This is a genomic window from Streptomyces sp. NPDC038200 (genome assembly GCF_055600785.1).
The window spans coordinates 67,856-90,045 of the sequence record NZ_JBVJYH010000016.1; the positions used below are offsets into that span (position 1 = coordinate 67,856).

The 22,190-nt window shown below is 67.6% G+C and carries 15 protein-coding genes and 2 pseudogenes; 9 read left to right on the forward strand and 8 right to left on the reverse strand.

Features of this window, described 5'->3' with window-relative positions; genetic code table 11:
- Positions 1-126: 126 nt before the first annotated feature.
- Positions 127-543, forward strand: a complete 417-nt coding sequence (locus ACZ7KF_RS28460) for a MarR family winged helix-turn-helix transcriptional regulator (protein ID WP_471080901.1) — start codon at positions 127-129, stop codon at positions 541-543.
- A gap of 430 nt (positions 544-973) precedes the next feature.
- Here ACZ7KF_RS28460 and ACZ7KF_RS28465 read toward each other — a convergent pair.
- Both ACZ7KF_RS28465 and ACZ7KF_RS28470 read right to left on the reverse strand, forming a co-directional pair.
- Positions 974-1,662, reverse strand: a pseudogene (locus tag ACZ7KF_RS28465) (type 1 glutamine amidotransferase domain-containing protein).
- 88 nt (positions 1,663-1,750) lie between these two features.
- Positions 1,751-2,512, reverse strand: a complete 762-nt coding sequence (locus ACZ7KF_RS28470; protein ID WP_471080904.1) for an SDR family NAD(P)-dependent oxidoreductase — start codon at positions 2,510-2,512, stop codon at positions 1,751-1,753.
- Between the two features lie 120 nt (positions 2,513-2,632).
- On the opposite strand from ACZ7KF_RS28470, the gene ACZ7KF_RS28475 reads away from it, so the two are divergent.
- The 5 genes from ACZ7KF_RS28475 (at position 2,633) to ACZ7KF_RS28495 (ending at position 9,611) form a co-directional block, all read left to right on the forward strand.
- A complete protein-coding gene (locus ACZ7KF_RS28475) occupies positions 2,633-3,241 on the forward strand; it encodes a TetR/AcrR family transcriptional regulator (protein ID WP_471080907.1) in 609 nt (202 codons plus the stop codon).
- A 1,233-nt stretch (positions 3,242-4,474) separates the two neighbouring features.
- Positions 4,475-5,788, forward strand: coding sequence for an ABC transporter substrate-binding protein (locus tag ACZ7KF_RS28480; protein ID WP_471080910.1), 1,314 nt, complete (start codon positions 4,475-4,477; stop codon positions 5,786-5,788).
- On the forward strand, positions 5,785-6,816 hold the full coding sequence (locus ACZ7KF_RS28485) for a carbohydrate ABC transporter permease (RefSeq protein WP_471080913.1): 1,032 nt from the start codon (positions 5,785-5,787) through the stop codon (positions 6,814-6,816). Before ACZ7KF_RS28480 ends, ACZ7KF_RS28485 begins: the two co-directional genes overlap by 4 nt.
- Positions 6,813-7,703: a carbohydrate ABC transporter permease gene (locus ACZ7KF_RS28490; protein ID WP_471080917.1), complete on the forward strand. Its 891-nt coding sequence runs from the start codon at positions 6,813-6,815 to the stop codon at positions 7,701-7,703. Before ACZ7KF_RS28485 ends, ACZ7KF_RS28490 begins: the two co-directional genes overlap by 4 nt.
- Before the next feature lie 264 nt (positions 7,704-7,967).
- Complete coding sequence (locus ACZ7KF_RS28495) at positions 7,968-9,611, forward strand: glycoside hydrolase family 27 protein (RefSeq protein WP_471080920.1); 1,644 nt, start codon at positions 7,968-7,970, stop codon at positions 9,609-9,611.
- Between the two features lie 105 nt (positions 9,612-9,716).
- On the opposite strand, the gene ACZ7KF_RS28500 is transcribed toward ACZ7KF_RS28495, so the two are convergent.
- On the reverse strand, positions 9,717-11,378 hold the full coding sequence (locus tag ACZ7KF_RS28500) for an RICIN domain-containing protein (RefSeq protein ID WP_471080923.1): 1,662 nt from the start codon (positions 11,376-11,378) through the stop codon (positions 9,717-9,719).
- 338 nt (positions 11,379-11,716) lie between these two features.
- On the reverse strand, positions 11,717-14,209 hold the full coding sequence (locus ACZ7KF_RS28505) for an RICIN domain-containing protein (protein WP_471080926.1): 2,493 nt from the start codon (positions 14,207-14,209) through the stop codon (positions 11,717-11,719).
- A gap of 1,476 nt (positions 14,210-15,685) precedes the next feature.
- Between ACZ7KF_RS28505 and ACZ7KF_RS28510 the strand changes: the two genes are divergently transcribed.
- The 3 genes from ACZ7KF_RS28510 to ACZ7KF_RS28520 all read left to right on the forward strand — a co-directional run bounded on the left by ACZ7KF_RS28510 (position 15,686) and on the right by ACZ7KF_RS28520 (position 18,272).
- Positions 15,686-16,060 (forward strand): SDR family NAD(P)-dependent oxidoreductase, encoded by a 375-nt coding sequence (locus ACZ7KF_RS28510; RefSeq protein WP_471080928.1) that lies wholly within the window; start codon positions 15,686-15,688, stop codon positions 16,058-16,060.
- A 336-nt stretch (positions 16,061-16,396) separates the two neighbouring features.
- A complete protein-coding gene (locus tag ACZ7KF_RS28515) occupies positions 16,397-17,899 on the forward strand; it encodes an RICIN domain-containing protein (RefSeq protein ID WP_471080930.1) in 1,503 nt (500 codons plus the stop codon).
- A gap of 139 nt (positions 17,900-18,038) precedes the next feature.
- Positions 18,039-18,272 (forward strand): beta-galactosidase, encoded by a 234-nt coding sequence (locus tag ACZ7KF_RS28520; RefSeq protein WP_471080933.1) that lies wholly within the window; start codon positions 18,039-18,041, stop codon positions 18,270-18,272.
- A gap of 250 nt (positions 18,273-18,522) precedes the next feature.
- Here ACZ7KF_RS28520 and ACZ7KF_RS28525 read toward each other — a convergent pair.
- The 4 genes and pseudogenes from ACZ7KF_RS28525 to ACZ7KF_RS28540 form a co-directional block, all read right to left on the reverse strand.
- Positions 18,523-19,066: pseudogene (locus tag ACZ7KF_RS28525) on the reverse strand (RICIN domain-containing protein); the annotation flags it as partial.
- A gap of 261 nt (positions 19,067-19,327) precedes the next feature.
- Positions 19,328-19,732 carry an FKBP-type peptidyl-prolyl cis-trans isomerase gene (locus tag ACZ7KF_RS28530; RefSeq protein ID WP_471080935.1) on the reverse strand — a complete coding sequence of 135 codons (405 nt, stop codon included), beginning with the start codon at positions 19,730-19,732 and terminating at the stop codon, positions 19,328-19,330.
- Between the two features lie 369 nt (positions 19,733-20,101).
- Positions 20,102-20,281: a hypothetical protein gene (locus tag ACZ7KF_RS28535; protein ID WP_471081320.1), complete on the reverse strand. Its 180-nt coding sequence runs from the start codon at positions 20,279-20,281 to the stop codon at positions 20,102-20,104.
- Between the two features lie 559 nt (positions 20,282-20,840).
- A complete protein-coding gene (locus ACZ7KF_RS28540) occupies positions 20,841-22,166 on the reverse strand; it encodes an MFS transporter (protein ID WP_471080938.1) in 1,326 nt (441 codons plus the stop codon).
- Positions 22,167-22,190 lie beyond the last annotated feature (24 nt).

Here is a 22,190-nt window from a genome sequence, read left to right on the forward strand (position 1 = left end):
GGATGGATGCATCGATGGTCTAGGACCCAAACCGTTGAGGTACTCGATACTTGAGGACATGAAACAAGTGGAGATGGTGAATGTCAAAGATTGAGGGGCTCAAGCTTTTCGCGGTACGCTCGACCTATGCCGTCCATCCCGTCCAAGGCCCTGCTCATGGAGCTGCTCGCCCACTCGGTCAGCACGCACTACGCCGACTTCACGGCCGCCGCCGCGGATACGGGCCTCACCTCCAGTCAGGCAAAGACCCTCGCGGTGCTGCGCCGCGGTCCCGCCTCGATGCGCTCGCTCGCGCAGACCCTCGCCTGCGACGCGTCGAACATGACCGGGATCATCGACCGGCTTGAAAGGCGAGATCTGGTCCGGCGCGAGGTCAGCGCCACCGATCGCCGCGTGAAGAACGTCGCCCTCACCGAGGTGGGCGAGAAGGCCATCGACACGATCCGAGAACGGATGGAGCAGACGCAGACCGGCCTGGACCAGCTGTCCGACGAGGAGCGCGCCGAACTCTTCCGCCTGCTGACGGTCGTCTTCCCGCGTTGATGTGCGCGGTGCTGTTCTGTCGAACAATCGAGCGATGACTGGCGCGCGGACCGGCGCCGCACAAGTAACCTTCACGCGTGGGCGGTCGGTGGCGAGGGTGGGCTCGATGGGGTTGGCCGTCCGCAGCGGGTCAGTGTCCAGCGGGGAGGTTGTCTGCGCCGGCAGCTCGGCCTCGAGGCCGATGATCTTCTTCTCCGCGTCGGGGAACTGCGCGCTGTAGAGCGTGAACGCCTTGATCGCTTGGCCGCGATGTCGCGGTCGTCGGGGTTGTAGATGCCGTGAAGCGCTGCGCTGGGCCAACCGCAGCAGAGCGTTGGACTTCCTTTCTGCAGATGCCTTCCGTACGGGGAGGGGCGCGAGTGTCCAGTCAGGTAGGCAGGCGGATGTCAGCGCGGGCGCGGACGGCGTGGCGTCGGTCCGGATTCCTGGGTCACGGCAGCTCGTTGAGCATCTCGGCTGCAACGGGCCCCGCGGAAGCCGGGTTCTGACCGGTGACCAGGTTGTGGTCGACGACCACATGCGGGGCCCACGGCTCGCCCTCCTGGTAGTCCGCGCCGATCTCGACCAGGCGGTCCTGGAGCAGCCACTTGGCGCCGGCCGCGAGACCGCCCTGGGTCTCCTCGGCGTTGCTGAAGCCGGTGAGCCGGTAGCCGGCGAAGGCGTTGCTGCCGTCGGTCAGGGTGGCGGCCAGCAGCGCGGCCGGGGCGTGGCAGACCACGCCGAGCGGCTTGCCCGAGACGAGGGTGTCGATGAGGAGCTTGCCGGAGGCGGCGTCGACGGCCAGGTCCTCCATCGGGCCGTGGCCGCCGGGGTAGTAGACGGCGGCGTGGTCGGCGAGGTCGACGTCCTGCAGCCTGAGGGGCGCTGGATCTCGTTGATCGAGGCGAGGTCGGCGGCCATCTTCTGCGCGCCCTCCTCGCCGCCGTTGAACGGCGGCGCCAGGCTGCCCTGGTCCACGGGCGGCACGACGCCACCAGGCGTGGCGACGACGATCTCGTGGCCGGCCGCCGTGAACGCCTGGTACGGGACGACGGCCTCCTCGGCCCAGAAGCCGAACCGTTCTGCCGACGATGCTGCAGGCCGTCTCCGAGCGCGATGGCGGTGGCCAGCAGCCGGCAGGCAGGGACGATGGTGCCGGCTGCTGCGACAGGAGTGCCGACCGCCACCACGCCTCCTTGTTCGCCTTGGAGCGGGCCCGGCCTCGGGCTCAGGCCTGCTCGGTGGGGCGTACGAGCAGTTCCGCGACGGCCACGTGCCGGGGGCGGGTGACGATGTACCCGACGGTGTCGGCGATGTCCTGGCTCTGCAGCCGTTCGACGTCGGCGAGTCCGGCGTTGAGGAGCTGCTGGACGGCGTCGGAGTTGTGGCTGCGCAGTTCGGTGTCGACGCTGCCCGGCTCGACGACGGACACACGGACATGCTGCTTTGCCAGTTCCTGGCGCAGCGCCTCGCTGAAGCCGGTGACGCCGAACTTGGTGGCGGTGTACACGGCCATCATGGCGTAGGCGTTGCGGCCGTTCAGCGAGCTGATGTTGACGATGTCCGCGACCCGGCGCGGCCCGTCGGCGGCGGCCTTGACCAGGTGCGGGATGGCCGCGTGGCTGGTGTACATCAGACCCATCAGGTTGATGTCGACCATGCGCTGCCATTCGTTCAGGTCCGCGCCGGGGGTGGGACCGAGCAGCATGAGGCCGGCGTTGTTGACCAGCGTGTCCAGGCGGCCCAGGCCCTCGACGGTCCGCTCGACCGCTTCCGCGGCGGCCTCGGCGGTGGTGATGTCGGTGGGCACGACCAGGGCCTTGCCGCTGGCCTTGGAGATTTCCGCGGCGAGGCCGGTGAGCCGGTCCTCGCGCCGGCCGACCAGGGCCACGGAGGCGCCCTCGCCGGCAAGCTCGAGGGCGGTGGCGTGGCCGATGCCGCTGGACGCGCCGGTGACCAGGGCGACGGTTCCTTCAAGACGACGAGTCATCGTTCAAACCTTTCGATGCGCGGCCACGTTGTTCGGGCCGTACGGAACAGGGGGGACGGCCCTGGCAGGCCGTATGAGGGTGGGGGCCACTCAGGGCCGCGCCACGGGCACAATGGGGAAGTGAGTACTACTGGGCAGAAGACAACCAACCCCAAGCGTCAGGAGAGCACGGTCGAAGGAGACCTGCCGCCTCGCGAACGCCTGGTCCGGGCCGCGTCGAGGCTGTTCTATTACGAAGGTGTACGCGCGATCGGCGTGGAGCGGTTGATCGCCGAGGCCGGGGTGACCAAGGCGACCTTCTACCGGCACTTCGCCTCCAAGGACGACCTGGTCGTGGCCTATCTGGTGACCAAGGACGCCTACTACAAGCAGGTGGCCGAACCGCTGGCCGCCGCATACCCGCCCGCCGAAGCGATCGACCTGATCTTCGAGGCGATCGCCGAGCACGCCCGCGAGCGCGGCTTCCGCGGATCCCCGTTCCTGAACGCGGCCGCCGAGTACCCGGACGCCGACCACCCGGTCCGCGGCCTGGTGGCAAGCCACCGGGACTGGATCCGCACCCTCTTCCAGGACCTGCTCACCCGGCTCGGGCACGCCGACCCGGCGTCGGCCGCCGGTGCGCTGCTGATGATGTACGACGGCGCGATGGCAGCCGGCTACCTGGACGACTCGACCGCCGCCCACAAGACCCTGCTGGACGCGGTCCGGCTGATCCGGTCGGGAGGCTGATCCCGTCGGAGCCGCAGGTGGCGGCGGCTCTGTGCGGTGCCCCGGCTGGGCCGGGGCGCGGATTGGTTTCACGGAACTTCTGATCTCTCTTCGACGTGCACCGGCGACCTGATGGCAGGTCTCGGCCTGGAGGCAGCCCAGCCGGGAAGGCCGATGCAGACCCTTCCCCACAGGGAGGAAGACCGGTCGTTCTACTTGGTGACGATAGCTCCCTCGCCGTCCGGGCGCCAACCGATCGGCGCGCTTGTGTGGAGCCTCACGGGTTACTGCTGCCCCGGAGGGCCTGTCTGGCTTGGCGGCCGGGCTTGCCGACTCCTTGATCTCCCGGGGTCGCCTTCGAACCCTGTCACAGCAGTCGAACCCTTCGCGGCAGCGAAGCCAAGACGGGGTCGAGCAGTCCGGAAGCCTCATCGCCGAGTTCGGCGCAGGAGAGGAGCCGGAGCCTTCTGGGCTTTCCGTCCGGGGGGACAGCCCTCGCCCGTTACGGACTCGAGGTAGCCGAGCGGGAGGCGCAGGACCGTGGCCATGCCGGTCTCGGCGAACACCTCGGGGGGCAGGGTCCGCAGGTCAATGCGATGGTCTGTCGCCGTGGTCGCAGGGAACTCGGTTCCGCCGCTCGTGTGTTCGGCGACGTCGCCCCCGCCCCTGCCCTGTCCGGGTCGGGGCGTCGAGCATTGATCAGCGATCTTCCTCAGCCGGGCGAGTCCCGGACGTGCGGCAGCTGTTGTCGCTGTCTGGCCCGGAGTCGCCGGAGGGGGCAGGGAGGGGAGTGGGAAGGTCAACAAGGCCAAACAAGTTCGCTCACTCCTGGCGCAAGAGGAGGGGGCCGTCAGACGTGTGTCCATGCCTCACCGTGAACAAGGAAGCCGGCAGACGTGAGGGTCCAGGTGAGGCTGTCGCTTTCGTGCGGTTGCCTCAAGTCATGAGAGTGCGAGGAGTGCCAGACCCCGAGTTGCGCTCGTCTATTGGGCCAAGTTGCAGGCCGTAAGGCAGTCTTGCGGCTTTGTAGAAGATGACTCCTGCTCACCTTCCGAGGGTTGCCCGCAGTGTCTCTGCCCGTCCACCTGCTCCTTTCTCCTGACGTTTCACCAGGGTGACGCACGGCCCTTGACGTTCGACGGACCGAACGGGTCTCATAGGTTCGCTGTTCGATCCCGTTGATTTCTGGTCGACCTTGTGTCTCCGTGTGGTCCGCTGCGTGATGCCAGCTCGTCCTCAGTCCCAGGAGCTCTTATGCAAGTCCCTCCCTCCGGTCCCTCCCTTGTCGGCCCGAGCCGCCGCACTCTGCTGCGCGGGGCAGGCGGCGCCGTAGCGCTCAGCGCGGCCGTGCCCGTGCTGGGTGCCTGCGCCGGCAGCAGCGGTGCCGGTGGTGACCCGAAGACCGTCACCCTGGGCTCCTACGCCTCTGATGCGGTGCCGAAGAAGGCGTTCGCCGACATCTACGCGGCCTTCCAGAAGAAGGACGGCATCAAGGTCGCGGTGAACACAAAGGACCACAACACGTTCCAGGAGCAGATCAACTCCTATCTGCAGGGCACGCCGGACGACGTGTTCACCTGGTTCGCCGGTTACCGCATGCAGTTCTTCGCGGCCAAGGGCCTCGCCTCGCCGATCGACGAGGTGTGGCAGACCATCGGCGAGAACTTCTCCGACGCGATGAAGCAGCTCAGCAAGGGCGAGGACGGCAAGTACTACTTCGTGCCGCTGTACACGTACCCGTGGGCGCTCTTCTACCGCCAGAGCGTCTTCCGGCAGCACGGCTACAGGGTCCCCACCACCTGGGACGAACTCGTCGCACTGTGCAAGCAGATGAAGAAGGACGGCCTGGTCCCCATCGCGTTCGGCGACAAGGACGGCTGGCCCGCGATGGGCACCTTCGACCAGATCAACTTCCGCCTCAACGGCCACGAGTTCCACAAGTCCCTGATGGCGGGCAGGGAGTCGTGGACCGACGCCAAGGTGAAGACAGTCTTCGACCACTGGGCCGAGTTCCTGCCCTACCACCAGGACGGCGCCGTCGGCCGTACCTGGCAGGACGCCGCGCAAACACTGGTGTCCAAGAAGGCGGGCATGTACCTGCTGGGCTCCTTCGTCGCGCAGCAGTTCACCAGCAAGGCCGACCTGGACGACCTCGACTTCTTCGCCTTCCCGGAGATCAACTCCGCCTACGGCCAGGACACCGTCGAGGCGCCGACCGACGGCTTCATGCTCTCCAAGGCGCCGAAGAACCGCGCGGGTGCAGTAAAGCTCCTCGAGTTCCTGGGCACCCCGCAGGCCGAGTCCTTCTATCTCGCATCCGACCCGAGCGTCGTCGCCGCCTCCAGCAACGCTCCCACCTCCTCCTACACGCCGCTGCAGAAGAAGGCGTACGCGATGATCTCGGGCGCCAAGAGCCTCACCCAGTTCATGGACCGCGACAGCCGCCCGGACTTCACCTCGACGGTAGTGCAGCCCGCGTTGCAGAACTTCATCCGCAACCCCAAGGGCGTGGACAGCCTCCTGTCCTCCATCGAGCGCCAGAAGAAGACGATCTTCGCTGAGTCATGACCATCACTCCGAACACCGGTGCAAGCACCGAGACCACCAGCACCCCGGGGGCGAGGACTACCCCTACGCCCCCGCCCCCGGGGCCTCCGGAAGCAAAGACGAATGACCGGCACAGGCGCGTACGCGTGCCTCAGGGGCACCGGCGGCTGCTCACCCGCCGTGACAGGGTCACCCTGTGGCTCATGGCCGGAGTGCCGACCGTCCTGCACGTCGCCCTCGTCTGGGTGACCGCCCTCGCCTCGATCGCGCTCGCCTTCACCACCTGGGACGGCATCGGCTTCGACTCCATCGAGTGGGTCGGAGTGCAGAACTTCCATGAACTGTCCACCGACAACCCGCAGTTCTGGCCCGCTGTCGAGCACAACGTCGTCTGGCTGGCCGTACTGCTCCTCGTGCCCATGCCGCTGGGGATGTTCCTGGCAGTACAGCTGGACAAGAAGATCCGGTTCAGCCGGTTCTACCAGACGGCCTTCTTCCTGCCCGTCGTCGTGTCCTTCGCGGTCATCGGCTTCGTGTGGCAGCTGGTCTACAACCCGGACACGGGCCTGATCAACAGCCTCATCGGGGCCAACAAGCCGGGCCACTACATCGACTGGATCGGTGACCCGAAGCTCAACCTCTGGGCTGTGCTCGTCGCCGCCTGCTGGCGGCACACCGGCTACCTGATGATCCTGTACCTGGCCGGCCTGAAGGGCGTCGACCCCTCCCTGCGCGAGGCGTCGGCCCTGGACGGCGCGAACGAGTGGCAAACGTTCAAGAACGTCATCTTCCCGACCCTGCGCCCCACCAACAGCATCATCCTGGTCGTCACCGTCATCGAGGCCCTGCGCGCCTTCGACCTGGTCTTCGTCTTCAACAAGGGCGCTCAGGGCACGGAACTGCTCTCGATCCTGATCACCAACAACATCATCGGCGAGTCCAGCCGCATCGGTTACGGCTCCGCCATCGCCGTCGTCCTGCTGCTGATCTCCCTTGCCGTGATCATCCCCTACCTGATCAGCACCTTGCGGAAGGAACGACGATCGTGAGCGCCTCGGCCGCCGCCCCGCCCCGCACCTCCAGGCGGATCCGACTTGCCCGGCTGGTCCTCCACGTGTTCCTCGCCGGGACGGCCCTGGCCTGGCTCGCCCCGCTGCTGTGGGCGATCTACTCGGCCCTGCGGCCGTACAGCGAGACCAGCGCCAAGGGCTACGTGTCCTGGCCGGACAAGCTGAGCCTGGACAACTTCACGAACGCGTTCCAGCAGTCGGACATGACGCACTACTTCGGCACCACACTGCTGATCGCGGTGCCGGCCGTGCTGCTCACGCTGTTCCTGTCGTCGATGGTCGCCTTCTACGTCAGCCGGTTCGACTTCCGACTCAACCTCGCGCTGCTGCTGGTCTTCACGGCGGGCAACCTGCTCCCGCAGCAGGTCATCATCACCCCGCTGTACCGGCTGTACCTGCTCACGGACCTGCCGGGCATCACCGCGAGCGGCAAGCTGTACGACTCCGCGCTGGGCCTGGTCCTCATCCACGTGGCGTTCCAGTCCGGCTTCTGCGCGTTCGTGCTGAGCAACTACATGCGCTCGCTGCCGCACGAACTGACCGAGGCCGCCCTCGTCGACGGCGCGTCAGTGTGGCGACTGTACTGGCAGATCACGCTGCCGCTGTGCAGACCGGCGATGGCCGCCCTGGCGACCCTGTTGTCCATCTGGATCTACAACGACTTCTTCTGGGCCCTCGTGCTGATCTCGACCGGCCAGAACATGCCGATCACGTCGGCCCTGAACAACCTCTCCGGCCAGTACTTCACCGACCCCAACCTGATCGCCGCCGGCGCACTGCTCACCGCGATCCCTACGCTGATCGTGTACTTCGCGCTCCAACGGCAGTTCGTCAGCGGCCTCACGCTCGGGGCCAACAAGGGCTGACACCCTCCTCATGGAATCCACGTACGAGGCCGTCTGCGGCACGTGGTGATGTGGGACAGAGCGGACTTGAGGAACCAGTACGTCGACCTGTACGCGATCCGCATCGACTGAAGGTTCGACGCTCTCCCTGTACCGAGTGCATCCCAGGGCGACATCCCCCATCACCGCAGCGGCCGCGGCGAGAGCCCCGACAGTTGTCGTCCCCTGCTCCGCAGGCTCCACACCCACCGGACCCGCATATCTGCTTCTATCGAAGGAGAGGCAATGTCGCCCACCTACGTCCCTCGACGTCTCCTGCGCGCTGCCGTTGCCGCGCTCACCGGTGTCGGGGCGCTCCTTGCAGCCGGGGCGCACCAGCCGGCGAGCGCAGCGCCCGGCAGCCCGGCGCTCACACCGCCCATGGGGTGGAACACCTGGAACAGCTTCGGCTGCAACATCGACGACGAGCTGGTCCGCGAGTCCGCCAAAATGATGGTCGACTCGGGCATGAGGGCAGCCGGTTACCAGTACGTGGTGGTCGACGACTGCTGGTTCGACCCCCAGCGCGATGCGCAGGGCAACCTTCAGGGCGCCTCGGAACGGTTCCCCGACATGAAGGCGCTCGGCGACTACATCCACTCCCTGGGCCTGAAGTTCGGCATCTACGAAGCACCCGGCTCCAAGACCTGCGCACAGGAGAACCCGAACCTCACGTACCGCTACCCCGGATCCACTGGCAGCCTCGGACACGAAACGCAGGACGCACGCCAGTTCGCCGCGTGGGGTGTGGACTACCTGAAGTACGACTGGTGCAGCAGCGACGGCACCCTCGCCGACCAGGTCGCCGGGTTCACCAAGATGCGCGACGCCCTGCGTGCCACAGGCCGGCCCATCGTCTACAGCATCAACCCGAACAGCTACCACGCCGACAAGACCGGGGCGACCTACAACTGGAGCCAGGTGGCGGACATGTGGCGGACCACCGAGGACATACAGCCCCGATGGGCGAACTTCACCGGCATAGTCGACATCAACGCACCCCTTGCCGCACAGTCCGGGCCCGAGCACTGGAACGACGCCGACATGCTGGAAGTCGGGAATTCCGGTCTCAAGCCGGAGGAGTGGCGGTCGCACTTCGCGCTGTGGGCGTTGATGGGCTCACCGCTCATCGCGGGCAACGACATCCGGTCGATGCCGGCGGATGTGAGCGAGATTCTGCGCAACCCGCGGCTGATCGCGGTGGACCAGGATCCGCTGGGCGCGGGCGGACGCAGGGTGCGTCACGACGTTCAGGAGAACACTGAGGTGTTCGCCAAGCCGCTGTCCGACGGGTCGGTGGCGATCGGCTTGTTCAACCGCAGCGACGCGACCACGACCATTCGAACAACCGCATCCCAGATCGGGCTGAGCGGCAACTCGTTCACGCTGGCCGACCTGTGGGCCGGTGACACATCGACCACGTCCGGCGACATCAGCGCCGGCGTTCCCGCACACGGAGTCGCCGCGTTCAAGGTGAGTGGCGGCACTCCCGTCACCAGCACCACCTCGTCACTGGTGGGTGCCCGCTCCAACCGCTGCATGGATGTCGAAGGCGGCGCGGACAAGGCGGGCGCCAGAGCCATCATCTGGGACTGCCACGGCGCTGCCAACCAGTTGTGGACGAGCTGGCCCGACAAGGAGCTGCGGGTGTTCGGCGACATGTGCCTGGACGCCTACCGCCAGGGCACCGCTCCCGGAACACCGGTCATCGCATGGGACTGCAACGGACAGACGAACCAGCATTGGACGCTCCAGGACGACGGCACCGTCAAGGGAGCCCAGTCAGGGCTGTGCATCAAGGTCAGCGGCGGCGCCACCGTCGACGACTCCACGCTGATCCTCGCGAACTGCGACGGTGGCGACGACAACCAGCGTTGGACCCGACGCTGACCCTCCGCATGCCACACGGTGGGCCCCACATTCCGTGGAGTGTGGGGCCCAACGCTGCATCTGCGCTCTCAGTCAGCGGGTCCGCAGAGGCTCCGCGTCACGGTGTCACGGCGTGAGCAAGGAGAGGTTCACGGCGTTGGCCATCGCCTGATAGCCGGCGTCGTTGGGGTGCAGGTGGTCGCCGCTGTCGTAGGCGGGGTTGAGGGCCAGGGAGTCGCCGGGGGCCTTCATCGCCTTGTCGAAGTCGATGACGCCGTCGAAGGCGCCACTTGTGCGGATCCACTGGTTGACGGCTTGGCGGACCTGCTCGCCGTAGGTCGTGTAGTAGCCGGCACCCTTGAAGGGCAGGATCGTGCCGCCGATGATCTTCGCGTCGGCGGCATGGGCTTTGTGGATCACGGCCTGCATGCCGTTCTCGAGGTCCGCGGCGGTCACCGGGCTGGATCCGTTCGGGCCGATGTTGCTGCCGATGTCGTTGATGCCCTCCAGCAGAATCACGTCTTTGACGTTGGGTTGGCCGAGCACGTCGTGGTCGAATCGGTTCTGGAGACCGGGGTTGTCGGCGTTGGCGTCCGTCAGCACGCGGTTGGCGCCGATGCCGGCGTCCACGACACCGAGGGTGGGGCCGCTGGAGGCGGAGTTCATGCGCTGGGCGAGGTAGTCGGGCCAGCGGTGGTTGGCGCCCCGAGTGGAACCGACGCCGTCGGTGATGGAGTCCCCGACGCACACCAGGGTTCCGGTGGCGGTCGGGGAGACGACGTCCAGGCCGTCGAGGAAGTACCAGGACGTCTTCGTGCTCGGATAGTTGCCGGTGCCGTCGTCGGTGACGTGGTTGCCGTCGGTGGAGATCCAGGCGGTTTCCTGTGCCTCGGCGTGCCAGGTGGTGCCGGCGGGCGTGCCCGGCAGGTGGAGGCTCACGAGCTGGTCGGTGTTCGCGTCCACGACCACCGGGATCGGGTCGCTGGCGACGTCCTGCCCGGCGGGGATGGTGACGGAGGCGCTGCCGTTGAAGGTGACGGTCCGGTGGGTGCCGGGGACGGCGGTGCCGGGGGTGCTGCTTTGCCGGGCGAGGTCGACGGCGTCGATCGTCAGCGGTTTGGTGCCGTAGAGGTTGCTCAGTCGAACGCGGAGCATGGACCCTGCGACGCTGGTGTGCGCGACCATTCGGATGCTCTGGTCGGTGAAGGAGGGTCCGTTGTACATCAGGCCGGCGGTGTAGGTGCCGACCCGTGTGAGCGGGGTGAGGGTCCAGTGCTGGTTGGTGCCGCCGTCGGACGGCCACTGGATGATCTCGGTGCCTTTGGTGGTGGACGACTCGGCGTTGTCGACGAGCAGGCGGTCGTTGGCGGCGTTGGCAAGGGTGTAGGTGCCGTCGCCGACGGGTTCGATCTTCCATTGCTGGCTGGCGGCGCCATCGCACCTGTTCTGGACGAGCTGGACAGGCGGGGTGGAGTTCCGCGGGTCCGGGGTGTCCAGGCACAGGCCGCTGTGGGCGCTCATGACGGTATACGCGCCGGAGCTGGTCTGGGTCAGGAGCCATTGCTGGTTGGCCCCGTTGTTCGACGGCCACTGGACGATCGGCTTGCCGGGACTGGTGGCGCCGTACTGGACGTCCATCAGCATGTGGCTCGCGGCGTTCGTCAGGGTGTACACGGTGCCGGAGGCGGGAGCTGCCGAGGCCGCGTGGGCCGTAGCGCCGGTACCGGTCAGGGCACAGGCCGCAAGGCCCAGGCCGACCGGAGCAGCGAGACGTCTGCATATTCGCATGAGAACCTCCTCCTTGGGTTTTTGTGTGGTGAGGGGCCCGGCACGGCGCATTCGGAGCTCCAGCAGCCCGCCTCAGAGCGGCAGCCGTGAGGGCCATGCGCCACGCAGCAGATCACGCCAGGTCCGCTTGGCAGCCAGGCCGGCGGCGAGCGCGGCGACGCACGCGTCTCCCGCGCCGGTCGGTTTCCCGGAGACCGTCTCGGCCGGGCGAGCACGTGCGCCGCCTCACGTCAGATGAGGAGGCGCACGGCGTCCAGCGGGTGTCCACCGCCCCTGATATTCCGTCGTCGGGGCCCGGTCGACCGCGGCTCGCGGCGGCCCCGCTCAGTGCGGGCCGGTCATCCGGCCTTCTCCAGCTTCCACTGCTGGTTGCTGCCTCCGTTCGGATTCCACTGGATGACCGGGGCCTGTTCGTCCTTTGAGCCGTGGAAGACGTCGATCAGGTGGCCGCTGTTGCGGGATTCGATGGTGAAGGTGCCGTCGGTCGAGGGGGTCACCGCCCATTGCTGGTTGGTGCCGTCGTTGCCGTCCCACAGTTGCAGTTGGGTTTCGGGCAACGTGGTCTTCTTCGACACGTCCAGCACCTTGTTGCTGCCGACGCCGGTGATGGTGTAGTAACCGTCCTCGCCGGCGGTCAGCGTCCACTTCTGGTTCGACCGCTCATTGAAGGGATACTGGATGATCGGCGTTCCCTTGTCGGTGTCTTCGTGCTGGGCGTCGAGCGCCAGGCCGCTGTTGACGTTGACGATCTTGTAGGTCCCGTTCAGGTTCGTAGTCGTACCCGGGGTGACGGACAGGTTGGAGTACTGGACTCCGTAGTACCCATGTGTGTCGGAGTCCCAGACGGTGCCGAGCCCGATCTGTCCGGCGCCGTAGCTGCTGTCGGTGAGACGGGTGACCTGGATGTCGTCGATCTTCGCGGTGATGGTGCTGCCCTGGAAGGTGAGGGAGAGCCGGTGCCAGGCGTTGGTGCCCGGCGCCTTCTCAAGCTTGCCGCTGGCGTCCGGGAGTGTGGTGAAGTTCCACGCCTGGTCGCTCTTCTGCAGGGCCCAGTTGCCTGCGGTGTCGAGGGTCAGGTGATAGGCGTTGAGACCGTTGTTGTTCTTCTTCTGCCAGCCGACGCGGCCCAGCAGGTCGGCTCCGGCTCCCGACTTCTCCAGCAACACGTCCGCGGCGACGGTGTAGTTGGACCAGTTGACGTCGCCCATGGTGGTGTACGGCTGGTTCCTGGACTCGTCGGTCCACTGGATCGGCGTCGTGGTGGTCATCTGGCGCAGGCACTGGCCGCTGCGCCCTCCGCCGCAGGGCGCTGCCTCGAAGGCGCCGTTCATGCTGGCGAAGTACTTGGCCTCCGAGCCCGTGTGGTACCCGGAGAAGGTGTCTGAGTAGGGGAGTCTCTGGATGGTGCGCTGCGGGCCCGTGACGGTTCCGGGTGCCTGACCGGTGGTGGTGGTGACGGTGTAGAGGTGCTTGGGCTTCAGGGTGAGCTGGTAGGCGCCGCCGGTCGCCGTCAGGTCGGGCGCGGCCACCATGCGCGGATGGTCGTCGCTCAGGTCGGTTGTCCAGACGTGGAGGGTGCCGCTGGGCAGACCACCGGTGACGGAGAGGGAGACGGTCTGGTCGACGGTGGCGTCCATGGTCTCGAAGACGGTGCTCCAGGCGGACTTGTCCGGGGCCGCGTAGCTGACGTAGCTGCCCTTGCTCTTGTCGGTGCCGCCGGCGAGATAGCCGCCGGAGTTGTCGAGGTACTTCCAGCCGGGGGAGGCGAACTGGCTGGTCTGAGCCATCGCCCAGGTGCTGCGGCCGACGTTGTAAGCGCCGGACCAGGGCTGGTTGGCCTGGATCAAGCCCACGCCGTTGAAGTCGAGATTGGGGGAGATCGACGCCACGATGGGCCAGTTGATGTAGGCGGTCATCTTGCCGTCCAGATAACCGCGGTTGATACCGCGGGCCATCGCCACGGCGCCGTAGTCGGCGTCGTCCGAGCCGTTCTCGCTCGCCCACAGTTGTTTCCCGGATGCCTGCGCGGCTCCGTTGCTGCCGTTGTGCGTGGGGGAGCAGTCCTTCTGATCGCTTCGGTAGCCGCAGGGGTAGTGTGTGCCGAGGATGTCTACTGCCTTGGACAGCTCGGAGTTGGACGCGATGTCGTCCGCGTTCTGCCAGTTGTTGTCCGCGCCGACGACCTTCGTGGAGGCATAGCCGTGCTGCACGAGGGCGGCGTGCAGGGCCTCGTACCAGGCGGGGCTCTTCTTGCTGTCGTACCTCTCGTTCCAGCCGCCGAGGTAGTCGATGGTGAAGTTGTGCTTCTTGGCGCAGTCGAGCCAGGTCATGAGGTAGTCCACCGTCGACGGTGAGCTGGTGGACCAGAAGTCGTGGCCGCCGAGGAAGCCCGGGGCGCCCCAGGCGAGGGCGTACAGCTTGATGTTCGGGTTGCGTTGCTTGGCCTGCTGCATCAGCCACCACTCGTAGCCGTTGTCGCAGTTGATGCTGCCAGGTGAGTGTTCGATGCTGGATTCGGCGCCGTCGGTGGTGTTGGTGTCGCCGCCGATCTCCACCTTCAACATGTGCAGGGACGCGCCGTAGCCGGGCTTGAAGAGGTAATCCAGGATCTGGCTGCGCTGCGGCTCGGGGTAGTCGACGAGCAGGCGGGTGTTGCCACCACCACCGCTGATGGCTCCGACACCGTCGAACGTGCGACCCCGGGAATTGCCGTCGACGCTGATCGGGGTCCCGGCCGCGGCGTGTGCACGGGTCGGTGCCACGCCGGTGACCAGCGCCAAGCAGAGCCCGACGACGGCGAGAACTGCCGTCCAGCAGCGTCGGCCTCTCATGACGACGGTGGGTGGTCGGGTATGAGGAAGCATCAGGATCGTCCTTCCTGAGGGTGTTCCGAGCATGCCGAATATCGGCCTGCCGGCGTTTACGGGTTGGGGGGCGGCTTTCGGGCGGATAGCACCGGACCGGATACGTGCACGGCAGCGGCGGCCGGCCGGGGGCGCCTCGCGGTTTCGAGGGCCGGCGAGACTGATCAGCGACGCTGCCGGTGGACTGGCACGCGTGTACCCAGGACCCGTCCCCCGGAGGTGCGGATCTGTCCGTGCGCCGAGGCATGAAGGTGCTACCTGCCTGGCTTGCCCGGCTCGATGGCGCCGTACGGATGCTGCGAGTGACCGATCTCAAGCGGCTGTGGCGGCGCGGCGTTGGGGCGCACAGCGATGCAGTCGGGCGTGCGTGTTGTGCAGCGCGCCGATGAGTGCCGAATTCGCCGAGAGAGGGTCGGTCGGGTCGGCGAACGGGAACGGGAGCTCGTCATGGGTGATCCTGTCGATGGCGTGAGGGAGGGATCCCCCGCCTGCATCAGTGGTGGTCAATGAGGCAGTACCGGTGAACGTTCTTCATCGACGGCTGCCTGGGCATGTGTCCGCGGCGGTCGAGGTCAACGCATCATGCCCAATGGCGTAGTTGTACCGCGTGCTCACGCAAGACTGTCAAGACACTGGGCCGAGGAAGATGTTGTTTTCTGATGGGTTGGCGTGGGAGCCCTTGCCGCGGCCGGTTGAGTGCATGTCCGAGGTGCTTACGTCGGATCTCCTGGCCGCACAGGGCTTGTGCTGGGCTTCTCCGCGCGCTTCGTCGAGCGCATTACCACGCCGCACGGCTGCGCGGAGCCATGGGAGCACGGCCATGCGCGTGATCACCGGATCTCTTGGCGTGACCTCACGTCGTGAAAGGCGGCGCACAGCCCTTGACGTTCGACACTCCGAACGGATGTCATGGACGTGCTGTTGGATGGCGTTTGTTTCTGATCGATCTCGTGTCTTTGCGCCTTGAGTTCCCAGGGCGCTGCTCTCTGCCCCGAGGATCGTCATGCCGCGTTCTTCGTCTGCGCTCTCCCTGTCCGGACCCGGTCGCCACACGCTGCAGCGGGGGCCGGGTGGGGCGGTTGTGCTGGTTGCGGTCATGGCGCGGCAGCGCTGGGCCGGTGAGGGAGCCCACAAGTGGATCGACCACTGGCGTGAGTCTGTCGAGGGGGCTATCGTCAACGAAAAGAACGACCGGTCTTCCTACCCCTTGGGTGCGGCCTCTCGGCCTCCCGCGCGGGACTGCCTCCAGGCAGAGACCTGCGGTGGGTCCCCAGGTGCTCGTCGAACAGGGATCAGAAGGTTCCCTGAAACCAACCCGCGCCCCAGCCCGGCCGGGGCCTCACACAGGGCCGCTGTCCCGCGCGGCCCTCACCGATGGGCCGTCACCCCCTTGTCCCCTACGGCCCCCGAGCAGCGTGACCGTTCGTCGAAAGGCTTGAACCCATGACTCGTCGTCTTGAAGGCATTGTCGCCCTGGTCACCGGTGCCTCCAGCGGGATCGGCCACGCCACCGCCCTGGGGCCGGCCCGCCAGGGCGCCTCCGTGGCCCTGGTCGGCCGCCGAGAGGACCGGCTCAGCGCCCTTGCCACGGACATCACTGGCACCGGCGGAGAGGCCCTGGTCGTGCCCGCCGACATCGTCGACACCGAACTGCGCACCCACAACCCGGACGCCGTCCAGCAGTACATCGCCTCGTCCCTGGGCGACATCGAGCGGCTGCAGGGCCAGGACATCGCCGACACCGTCGGCTATGTCGTCACCCGCCCCCGGCGCGTGGCCGTCGCCGAGTTGCTCGTACGCCCCACCGAGCAGGTCTGAACACCGACCGTGGTCAACTCGGAGGCGAGCAAGGAATCACCGTCGCTGCCAACGCCCCGCTCCCTCGCCTCACCAGAGCCCAGACCATCGTTCGGGCCTGCCTGCTGCTGACTACCGCCGGCATCATCGCCGGTGCCGGGCTGCAAGTGGTGCGGGGAAGGAGCGATGTGACCGCGGCTGCCGTGATGTGGCGCTGAGGCGGGTACGTCGCCCTTTCCACGTCTCCTGCAATGGGACCGCACCCCTTCCTGTCGGCCAGGTCGGTGCACCGACGGCCACCGCGCGTCGGAACTGAGCCCGTCGGACTCCACGGACCGTGAACGAGAGGTGAGAGACATGCCCATCGGAAGATCCCGGGACCTCCGGCCCGGCGGCCGCCCCCGTACAGTCGCCACCGCGCTACTGACGCTGCTCCTCAGCCTTGCGGCACTCCTGCTTCCCGCCGCGCAGGCGAGCGCGGCCACTGTCTCGTTCACCCTGGGAGCCACCAGGACCGACCAGAACGGCAACACCCTCCAGCTCCACGGCCTGGGCATCGTCAACGTCGGTGACACCTGGTACGGCTTCGGTGAGGACAAGACAGGGCGGACCAAGGACAACGCGTCATTCCAGAACATCCCCTGCTACACCTCGACCGACCTCGCCAACTGGACCTATCAGGGCGTTGCCTTGGTGAGGCAGGGCAGCGGCGACCTCGGGCCGGACCGGATCGTGGAGCGGCCGAAGGTCATCTACAACTCCTCGACACGCACGTACGTGATGTACATGCACATCGACGACCCGAGCTACTCCGAGGCCAAGATCGGGGTGGCAACCAGCAGAACGCCGTGCGGGCCGTACACCTACCGGGGCAGCTTCCGGCCGCTCGGCTTCGAGAGCCGTGACATCGGCCTGTTCCAGGACACCGACGGCGCCGCGTATCTGCTGAGCGAGGACCGCCGGCACGGTCTGCGCGTCGACCGGCTCTCCGCCGACTGCCTCTCGGTGGACAGCACGGTCGCGGTCCTGGGCGGCAGCGACGACAAGAGCATCGAGTCGCCCGCCATGGTCAAGGTCAACGGCCTCTATTACGTGTTCGGCTCCCACCTGTCGGGCTGGGCCACCAACGACAACGTCTATGCCACCGCCACATCGCTGAGCGGACCCTGGTCGTCGTTCCGGGACTTCGCCGGACCGGGAACCAACACCTACAACAGCCAGACGGCGAACATCATCACCGTGCAGGGCACGTCCGGCACCACGTACCTCTACGCCGGCGACCGATGGAACCCGCACGACCTCGGCAGCTCCCAGCTGATCTGGCTGCCGCTGACGATCAGAGGAACGTCCGTCAACCTCGGCCAGTACCCCACCTGGTCCCTCGATCCCGCTGCCGGTACCTGGAGCGCCGGCAGCGGGCTGCCGTCCGCCGGAGTCCATGAACTGATCAATGCCAAGAGTTCGATGGCGATGGATGTATACGGGGCCGACCCGGACGAAAAGGCCAAGGTCATTCAGTTTCCGGACCACAACGGCGACAACCAGAAGTGGAACCTCACCAGGGTGGCGGACAACATCTACACGCTGACCAGTGTGAAAAGCGGACTCTGCCTGGACGTGCCGTACAAGTCGACGGCTACCGGTGTGCAACTGCAGCAGTTCAGGTGCAACGGCGGCACCAACCAGCAGTGGGCGCTCGACCTGGTCGGCAGTTACTCCGGCAGTACCTACATGCTGGTGGGCGTAGGCGGCGGCCTGAACATCGGTGTAGCGGACGGCTCGACCGCCGAGAAGGCGGCGGTGGACCAGGAGAGGGGAGCCGCTGCGAGCGCCGGCAGCCAGAGCTGGTCCCTGTCGTGAGGGTATCGGGCCATGTGAGGTGAACCGGCCGGTCGGCCGCGTCACCGAGGACCGGTGGGCAACCTGTCGATCCGGGCCGCCACTCCGGCGGCCGATCGTCCGAGCAGGCTCCGCGCAGGTTCCACGAGGAGTCTTCCTCATGGCCAAGGCCATGGGGCTGAACACGATCTCGCTGTACCTGATGGGGAACCACCTGGAGGAGCGGCAGGGAACCTTCGACCTGTCGACCGACCGGCGGAACTTCGCCGGGTTCATCCAGCTGTGTCGGCAGGAGAGGATGTGGGTGCTGCTGCGCCCCGGCCCCTACGTGTGCGGTGAAGGGGACCTCGGCGGGCTACCCGCCTGGCTCCTGGGCTACGACCCCATCGCCTGACGAGCGAAGCGAGCAGCGACTCCCACTACATGGCCGCTGTGACGCGGTACGTCAACGCGGTCGCCCGCAAGCGCGGTGCCGGCCGGCAAGGGATTCTGACGCCCGTGTGAGCGGCGGTCCCGGGCCAGGGCCCCGGCAGTCGACAACACCACGGCGGCGACCCGGGACCGTCAAGGACGGCTTCCTGGAGGGGCGGGAAGAGCCGCGCCACAGGCCGTCGTCGATGCGCCCTTGTCTGTGGCAGGCCCCATCAGGTACGGATCCGGCGTTGGTTGCTGCCGTTCGAGCAGGAGTAGAGCTGGATCAGGGTGCCGCTGGCGGTGCCGGTCCTGACGGCGTCGAGGCAGAGGCCGGACTGGACGCCGACGATGGATCCGTCGGAGTTGAGGCGCCACTTCTGGTTGTCGCCGCCCCCACGGCTGTAGATCTGGACTGTGGCCCCGTTGCCGGTGCCGGCGGCGTCCAGGCACTTGTCGCCGTAGACCCTGAGCTCGCCGGTGTCGATGTACGTCCACTGCCGGTTGGCGCAGCTGTGGCAGTCCCACAGCTGGAGCTGGTGGAGTCGGCGGCGCGTGCCCCCAGACGGTGATGCCGAGACAGCGCGCGACCGCCAGGCAGTCGTTGGTCACGCTGGCGTGCTTGAAGTCCCGGACCATGGCGTACACCGCCTGGGTCTTGGCCCAGGTCCAGTTCTCGATGTTGTAGTCGTTGTAGCAGAGCTTGGCCGCCGGGTCGGCGGCGCGCGCGGTGCGGAAGGCGACCTCGATGCAGTCGTTGCCGGTGCGCTGGAGGTGGAGTCACGCCGGGCTACCGGCATCTGATGCCTGGGAGCATCACGAAGGCGGCTCGCGTCTTGGATGCAGGCTTGTGGGAAGCGGCTTGATTCGATGCTGAGGCCAGCAGGTTCTTCCTCTCCTGGTGGTGCAGCAGTTGCACCCGAGCCGATCAGCGGAAACAGCCGATGCTGCGGCTCTCTGGCGGCGGCTGGTCCGGAAATGGTCCGGATCTTTGTTCGTATCGGCTTACGCGGACACGGCGGCAAGTGAAACGCCGGGCTAGGCGTTGCTCCACCCGGTTGTGCTGGAATACGAGTCCAGCAGATCCACCACGAAGACCAGGGTCGAGCCCGCCGGGATCAACGGAGAGGGCGACTGATTGCCGTAGCCGAGACGCGGGGGAATGATGATCTCGCGCCGACCGCCGACCTTCATCCCCCTCACCCCTCGGTCCCAGCCCTTGATGACCCTGCCACTGCCCAGGGCAAACTTGAACGGCTGACCCTGGTCCCAGGAGGCATCGAACTCCTTCCCGGACTCGAAGGTCACCCCGACATAGTGGACCCTGACCACCATGCCCGGCTTCACCTCAGCCCCGTCCCCGACGACCAGGTCCCGGATGGTCAGCTCGGTAGGTGCTTCACCCTCCGGAACGTCGACCTCGGGCTTCTTCAGTTCAGTCATCGCAGTCTCATCATTCTCCGTCGGAAGCCGTCGCACGGACCAGCCGGACACATGGACACTCCATGCGGCAGATGGTCACGCTACCGAGGATGCCAGTCTCCGGAGCACGCCAGATCCAGCGGCCACACGTGATGATCTTTCGCACAGCCGATGAACGCGACCGGCACGCACAGGTCACGCAGTCATCGCCATAACGAGACGAGGCGCAGACGGCTGTCGTCACCTTGCGAGAGATGTCGTCCGAACATCGGGCTTCGCAGGCACAACTCTCGCCGGTTTCCTGGCCGGCCTGGACGTGCGGTCGCCTCTCCTCCTCAGCATCACCGGGACTACGGCTTCCGTCCTGACAGCGACGATCGAGCAACCGGCTTACTGACGGCGGCCATCCATGGGGGAGAGGTCGACCGCGTGGTGGACCAGGGCGTCGAGGAGCAGCCGGGTGCGCGTACCGGCACGGTGGCCTCCGGACGTGGCGCTGCCGAGGATCTCCACGGCGCTCGGCCCGTCGGCCGGGCGGGCCTCGATGACCTTGTGCGCCTCCAGCTCCACGACACGGCCTCGGCCTCGCCGCCTCCCTTCGACGGGAGGAGCCCGAGCCGCTCGGCCGTGCCACGGAGTTCTTCCTGCGCGAGCGCCGGTACGGCGACGGTGGCTGGCCCTGCCTGTCTGAGGGGGGCGAGATGGGTCCCGGACTGGCTGAGGACGATGAGCACGCTGCCGGCTGGGAGCGGCAGCGAGCTGAGTACCTCGGCAAGGGCCGGCGACGGGTCCGCTCTCCTGGTCCTCCCGCCGTGTACGCGGGTGACGTGATCCAGCCCGTCCACGACGAGCGCCGCTCTCCCAGCGGGATCCTTGCGAAGGGCGGTCGCCACCGCGTTCATCAGTGCCTCCTGCTACCCAGGTGACGCCGACGGCGACCAACTGGCCCGGGTGATGACCGAATCGGTCTTCGGCAGTGTGCTCGGCCGGCCGGCCGAGGCGGATCCGGGCCTTGTCCACGATCAGCGTCCGCGCTTCGCCGCCGATGGTCGGTTCCGGAGCGGTCGCACGCGTGATCGCAGCGCTCCCGGCTTCCCCTGCGAACGCGTCGTCCCGCACGCCGTCCGGATCAGGGGTGCGGGGCCGCGCCCTCGTCCACGGGCAGCGCGACGGGCTCCGCCGGCGGCTGTGCGACGGCCCGGGCGGGGGCCGCGTCGGCACCGCGTGCCCCAGGCGTCCGAGGCATGGCCGCCGCCGGACCCACGCGGCGCAGGGCCAGATGCAGCACCGGCATCAGCACGCAGGTGACCGCGGCGGACTGCCACAGAAGCGCGTCGAGCCGGCCCGCCGCCAGGTACGCGCCCGCGGCCACCGCGGCCAGGGCGCACACACCGCGGTCCACGATGCTCTCCACCGACAGCAGCGTGGCACGCGCGGCTTCCTTCGGGATGGCGTCGTTGATGAGCTTGCGCTGCACCGGATAGCCGAACCCGGTGATCGCGGCGAACGCGCACAGCAACCCCACCACGGCCCAGGGGCCGCCGACCGTGGTGCCGGCGAGCGCCGCGGCGAGCGCGACACTCAGCAGGGACACCCAGGTCGCGGGCGACAGCCGCCGGCTCAGCCACTGGGGCCTGGCGGAGGCCACCGCCTCGGCGACGGTCATCGCCGCGAGGACACCGCCGTGACCGCTCTCCGCGATGCCGTGCTCCAGCAGCACCGGCTGGAACAGGTTGACCTGGCAGATCCGCGACAGCGTGAAGACCGCCACGCCCTGCACCATGAGCAGGGCCAGCCACGGTGACGACCGAAGCGTGCGCAGGGAGGCGCCCACGTCCCGCAGCAGGGTTCCGCGCCGCCGCCCGCGCGTGCCGGTCCCCGCGACCGGGCCACCGGCGGTCTCCCGGGGCAGGGCCAGGGCGCAGGCGAGAGAGCCCGCGGCGCTCGCCGCGCTGAGCACGTACGGCGACTGGTGGGCCAGGGACATCAGCGGTCCGACGAGCGGCCAGCAGACGACCTTGGCGGCGAGCCCGAGGGCACGTGCCGTGCCCTCGGCCCTGAGGTAGTGGGCGTCCGCCCCCTCGGCGCGCAGGCCGTCGTACAGGCAGGCGCTCGCCGCGCCGGAGGTCAGGGAGCGTCCGGCGGCGATCGCCAGGAAATGGACGAGGAAGCCGGTGTAGGAGGGTGCCAGTACCGGCACCATGTTCGCCGCCGTCATGACCACCGCGCCGGCGCGCAGGCAGTTGCGGGCACCGACGCGGTCGGCGACGACGCCCGTGGGTATCTCGAACAGGCAGAAGGCGACGTAGTAGATGCTCTGGATGCCGAAGATCTGGCCGTCCGACAGGCCCGCGGCACGCTGGTAGGCGTAGAACACGGGCATCCACCACAACAGATTGAACAACAGCTGGAACCCGTTGTTGAGGCGGATGATCCGGCGGGCGGCCGGGGTCATGGCCGGCTCCGCGGAGCGGCGCCA

Excerpts from the sequence above, each read along its gene's own strand:
- ACZ7KF_RS28500 (WP_471080923.1), bottom strand. The coding sequence starts at position 11,378 with ATGCGAATATGCAGACGTCTCGCTGCTCCGGTCGGCCTGGGCCTTGCG.
- ACZ7KF_RS28485 (WP_471080913.1), top strand. The coding sequence starts at position 5,785 with ATGACCATCACTCCGAACACCGGTGCAAGCACCGAGACCACCAGCACC.
- ACZ7KF_RS28505 (WP_471080926.1), bottom strand. The coding sequence starts at position 14,209 with ATGAGAGGCCGACGCTGCTGGACGGCAGTTCTCGCCGTCGTCGGGCTC.
- ACZ7KF_RS28530 (WP_471080935.1), bottom strand. The coding sequence starts at position 19,732 with ATGACTGAACTGAAGAAGCCCGAGGTCGACGTTCCGGAGGGTGAAGCA.
- ACZ7KF_RS28460 (WP_471080901.1), top strand. The coding sequence starts at position 127 with ATGCCGTCCATCCCGTCCAAGGCCCTGCTCATGGAGCTGCTCGCCCAC.
- ACZ7KF_RS28495 (WP_471080920.1), top strand. The coding sequence starts at position 7,968 with ATGTCGCCCACCTACGTCCCTCGACGTCTCCTGCGCGCTGCCGTTGCC.
- ACZ7KF_RS28540 (WP_471080938.1), bottom strand. The coding sequence starts at position 22,166 with ATGACCCCGGCCGCCCGCCGGATCATCCGCCTCAACAACGGGTTCCAG.
- ACZ7KF_RS28480 (WP_471080910.1), top strand. The coding sequence starts at position 4,475 with ATGCAAGTCCCTCCCTCCGGTCCCTCCCTTGTCGGCCCGAGCCGCCGC.
- ACZ7KF_RS28515 (WP_471080930.1), top strand. The coding sequence starts at position 16,397 with ATGCCCATCGGAAGATCCCGGGACCTCCGGCCCGGCGGCCGCCCCCGT.
- ACZ7KF_RS28520 (WP_471080933.1), top strand. The coding sequence starts at position 18,039 with ATGGCCAAGGCCATGGGGCTGAACACGATCTCGCTGTACCTGATGGGG.
- ACZ7KF_RS28510 (WP_471080928.1), top strand. The coding sequence starts at position 15,686 with ATGACTCGTCGTCTTGAAGGCATTGTCGCCCTGGTCACCGGTGCCTCC.
- ACZ7KF_RS28470 (WP_471080904.1), bottom strand. The coding sequence starts at position 2,512 with ATGACTCGTCGTCTTGAAGGAACCGTCGCCCTGGTCACCGGCGCGTCC.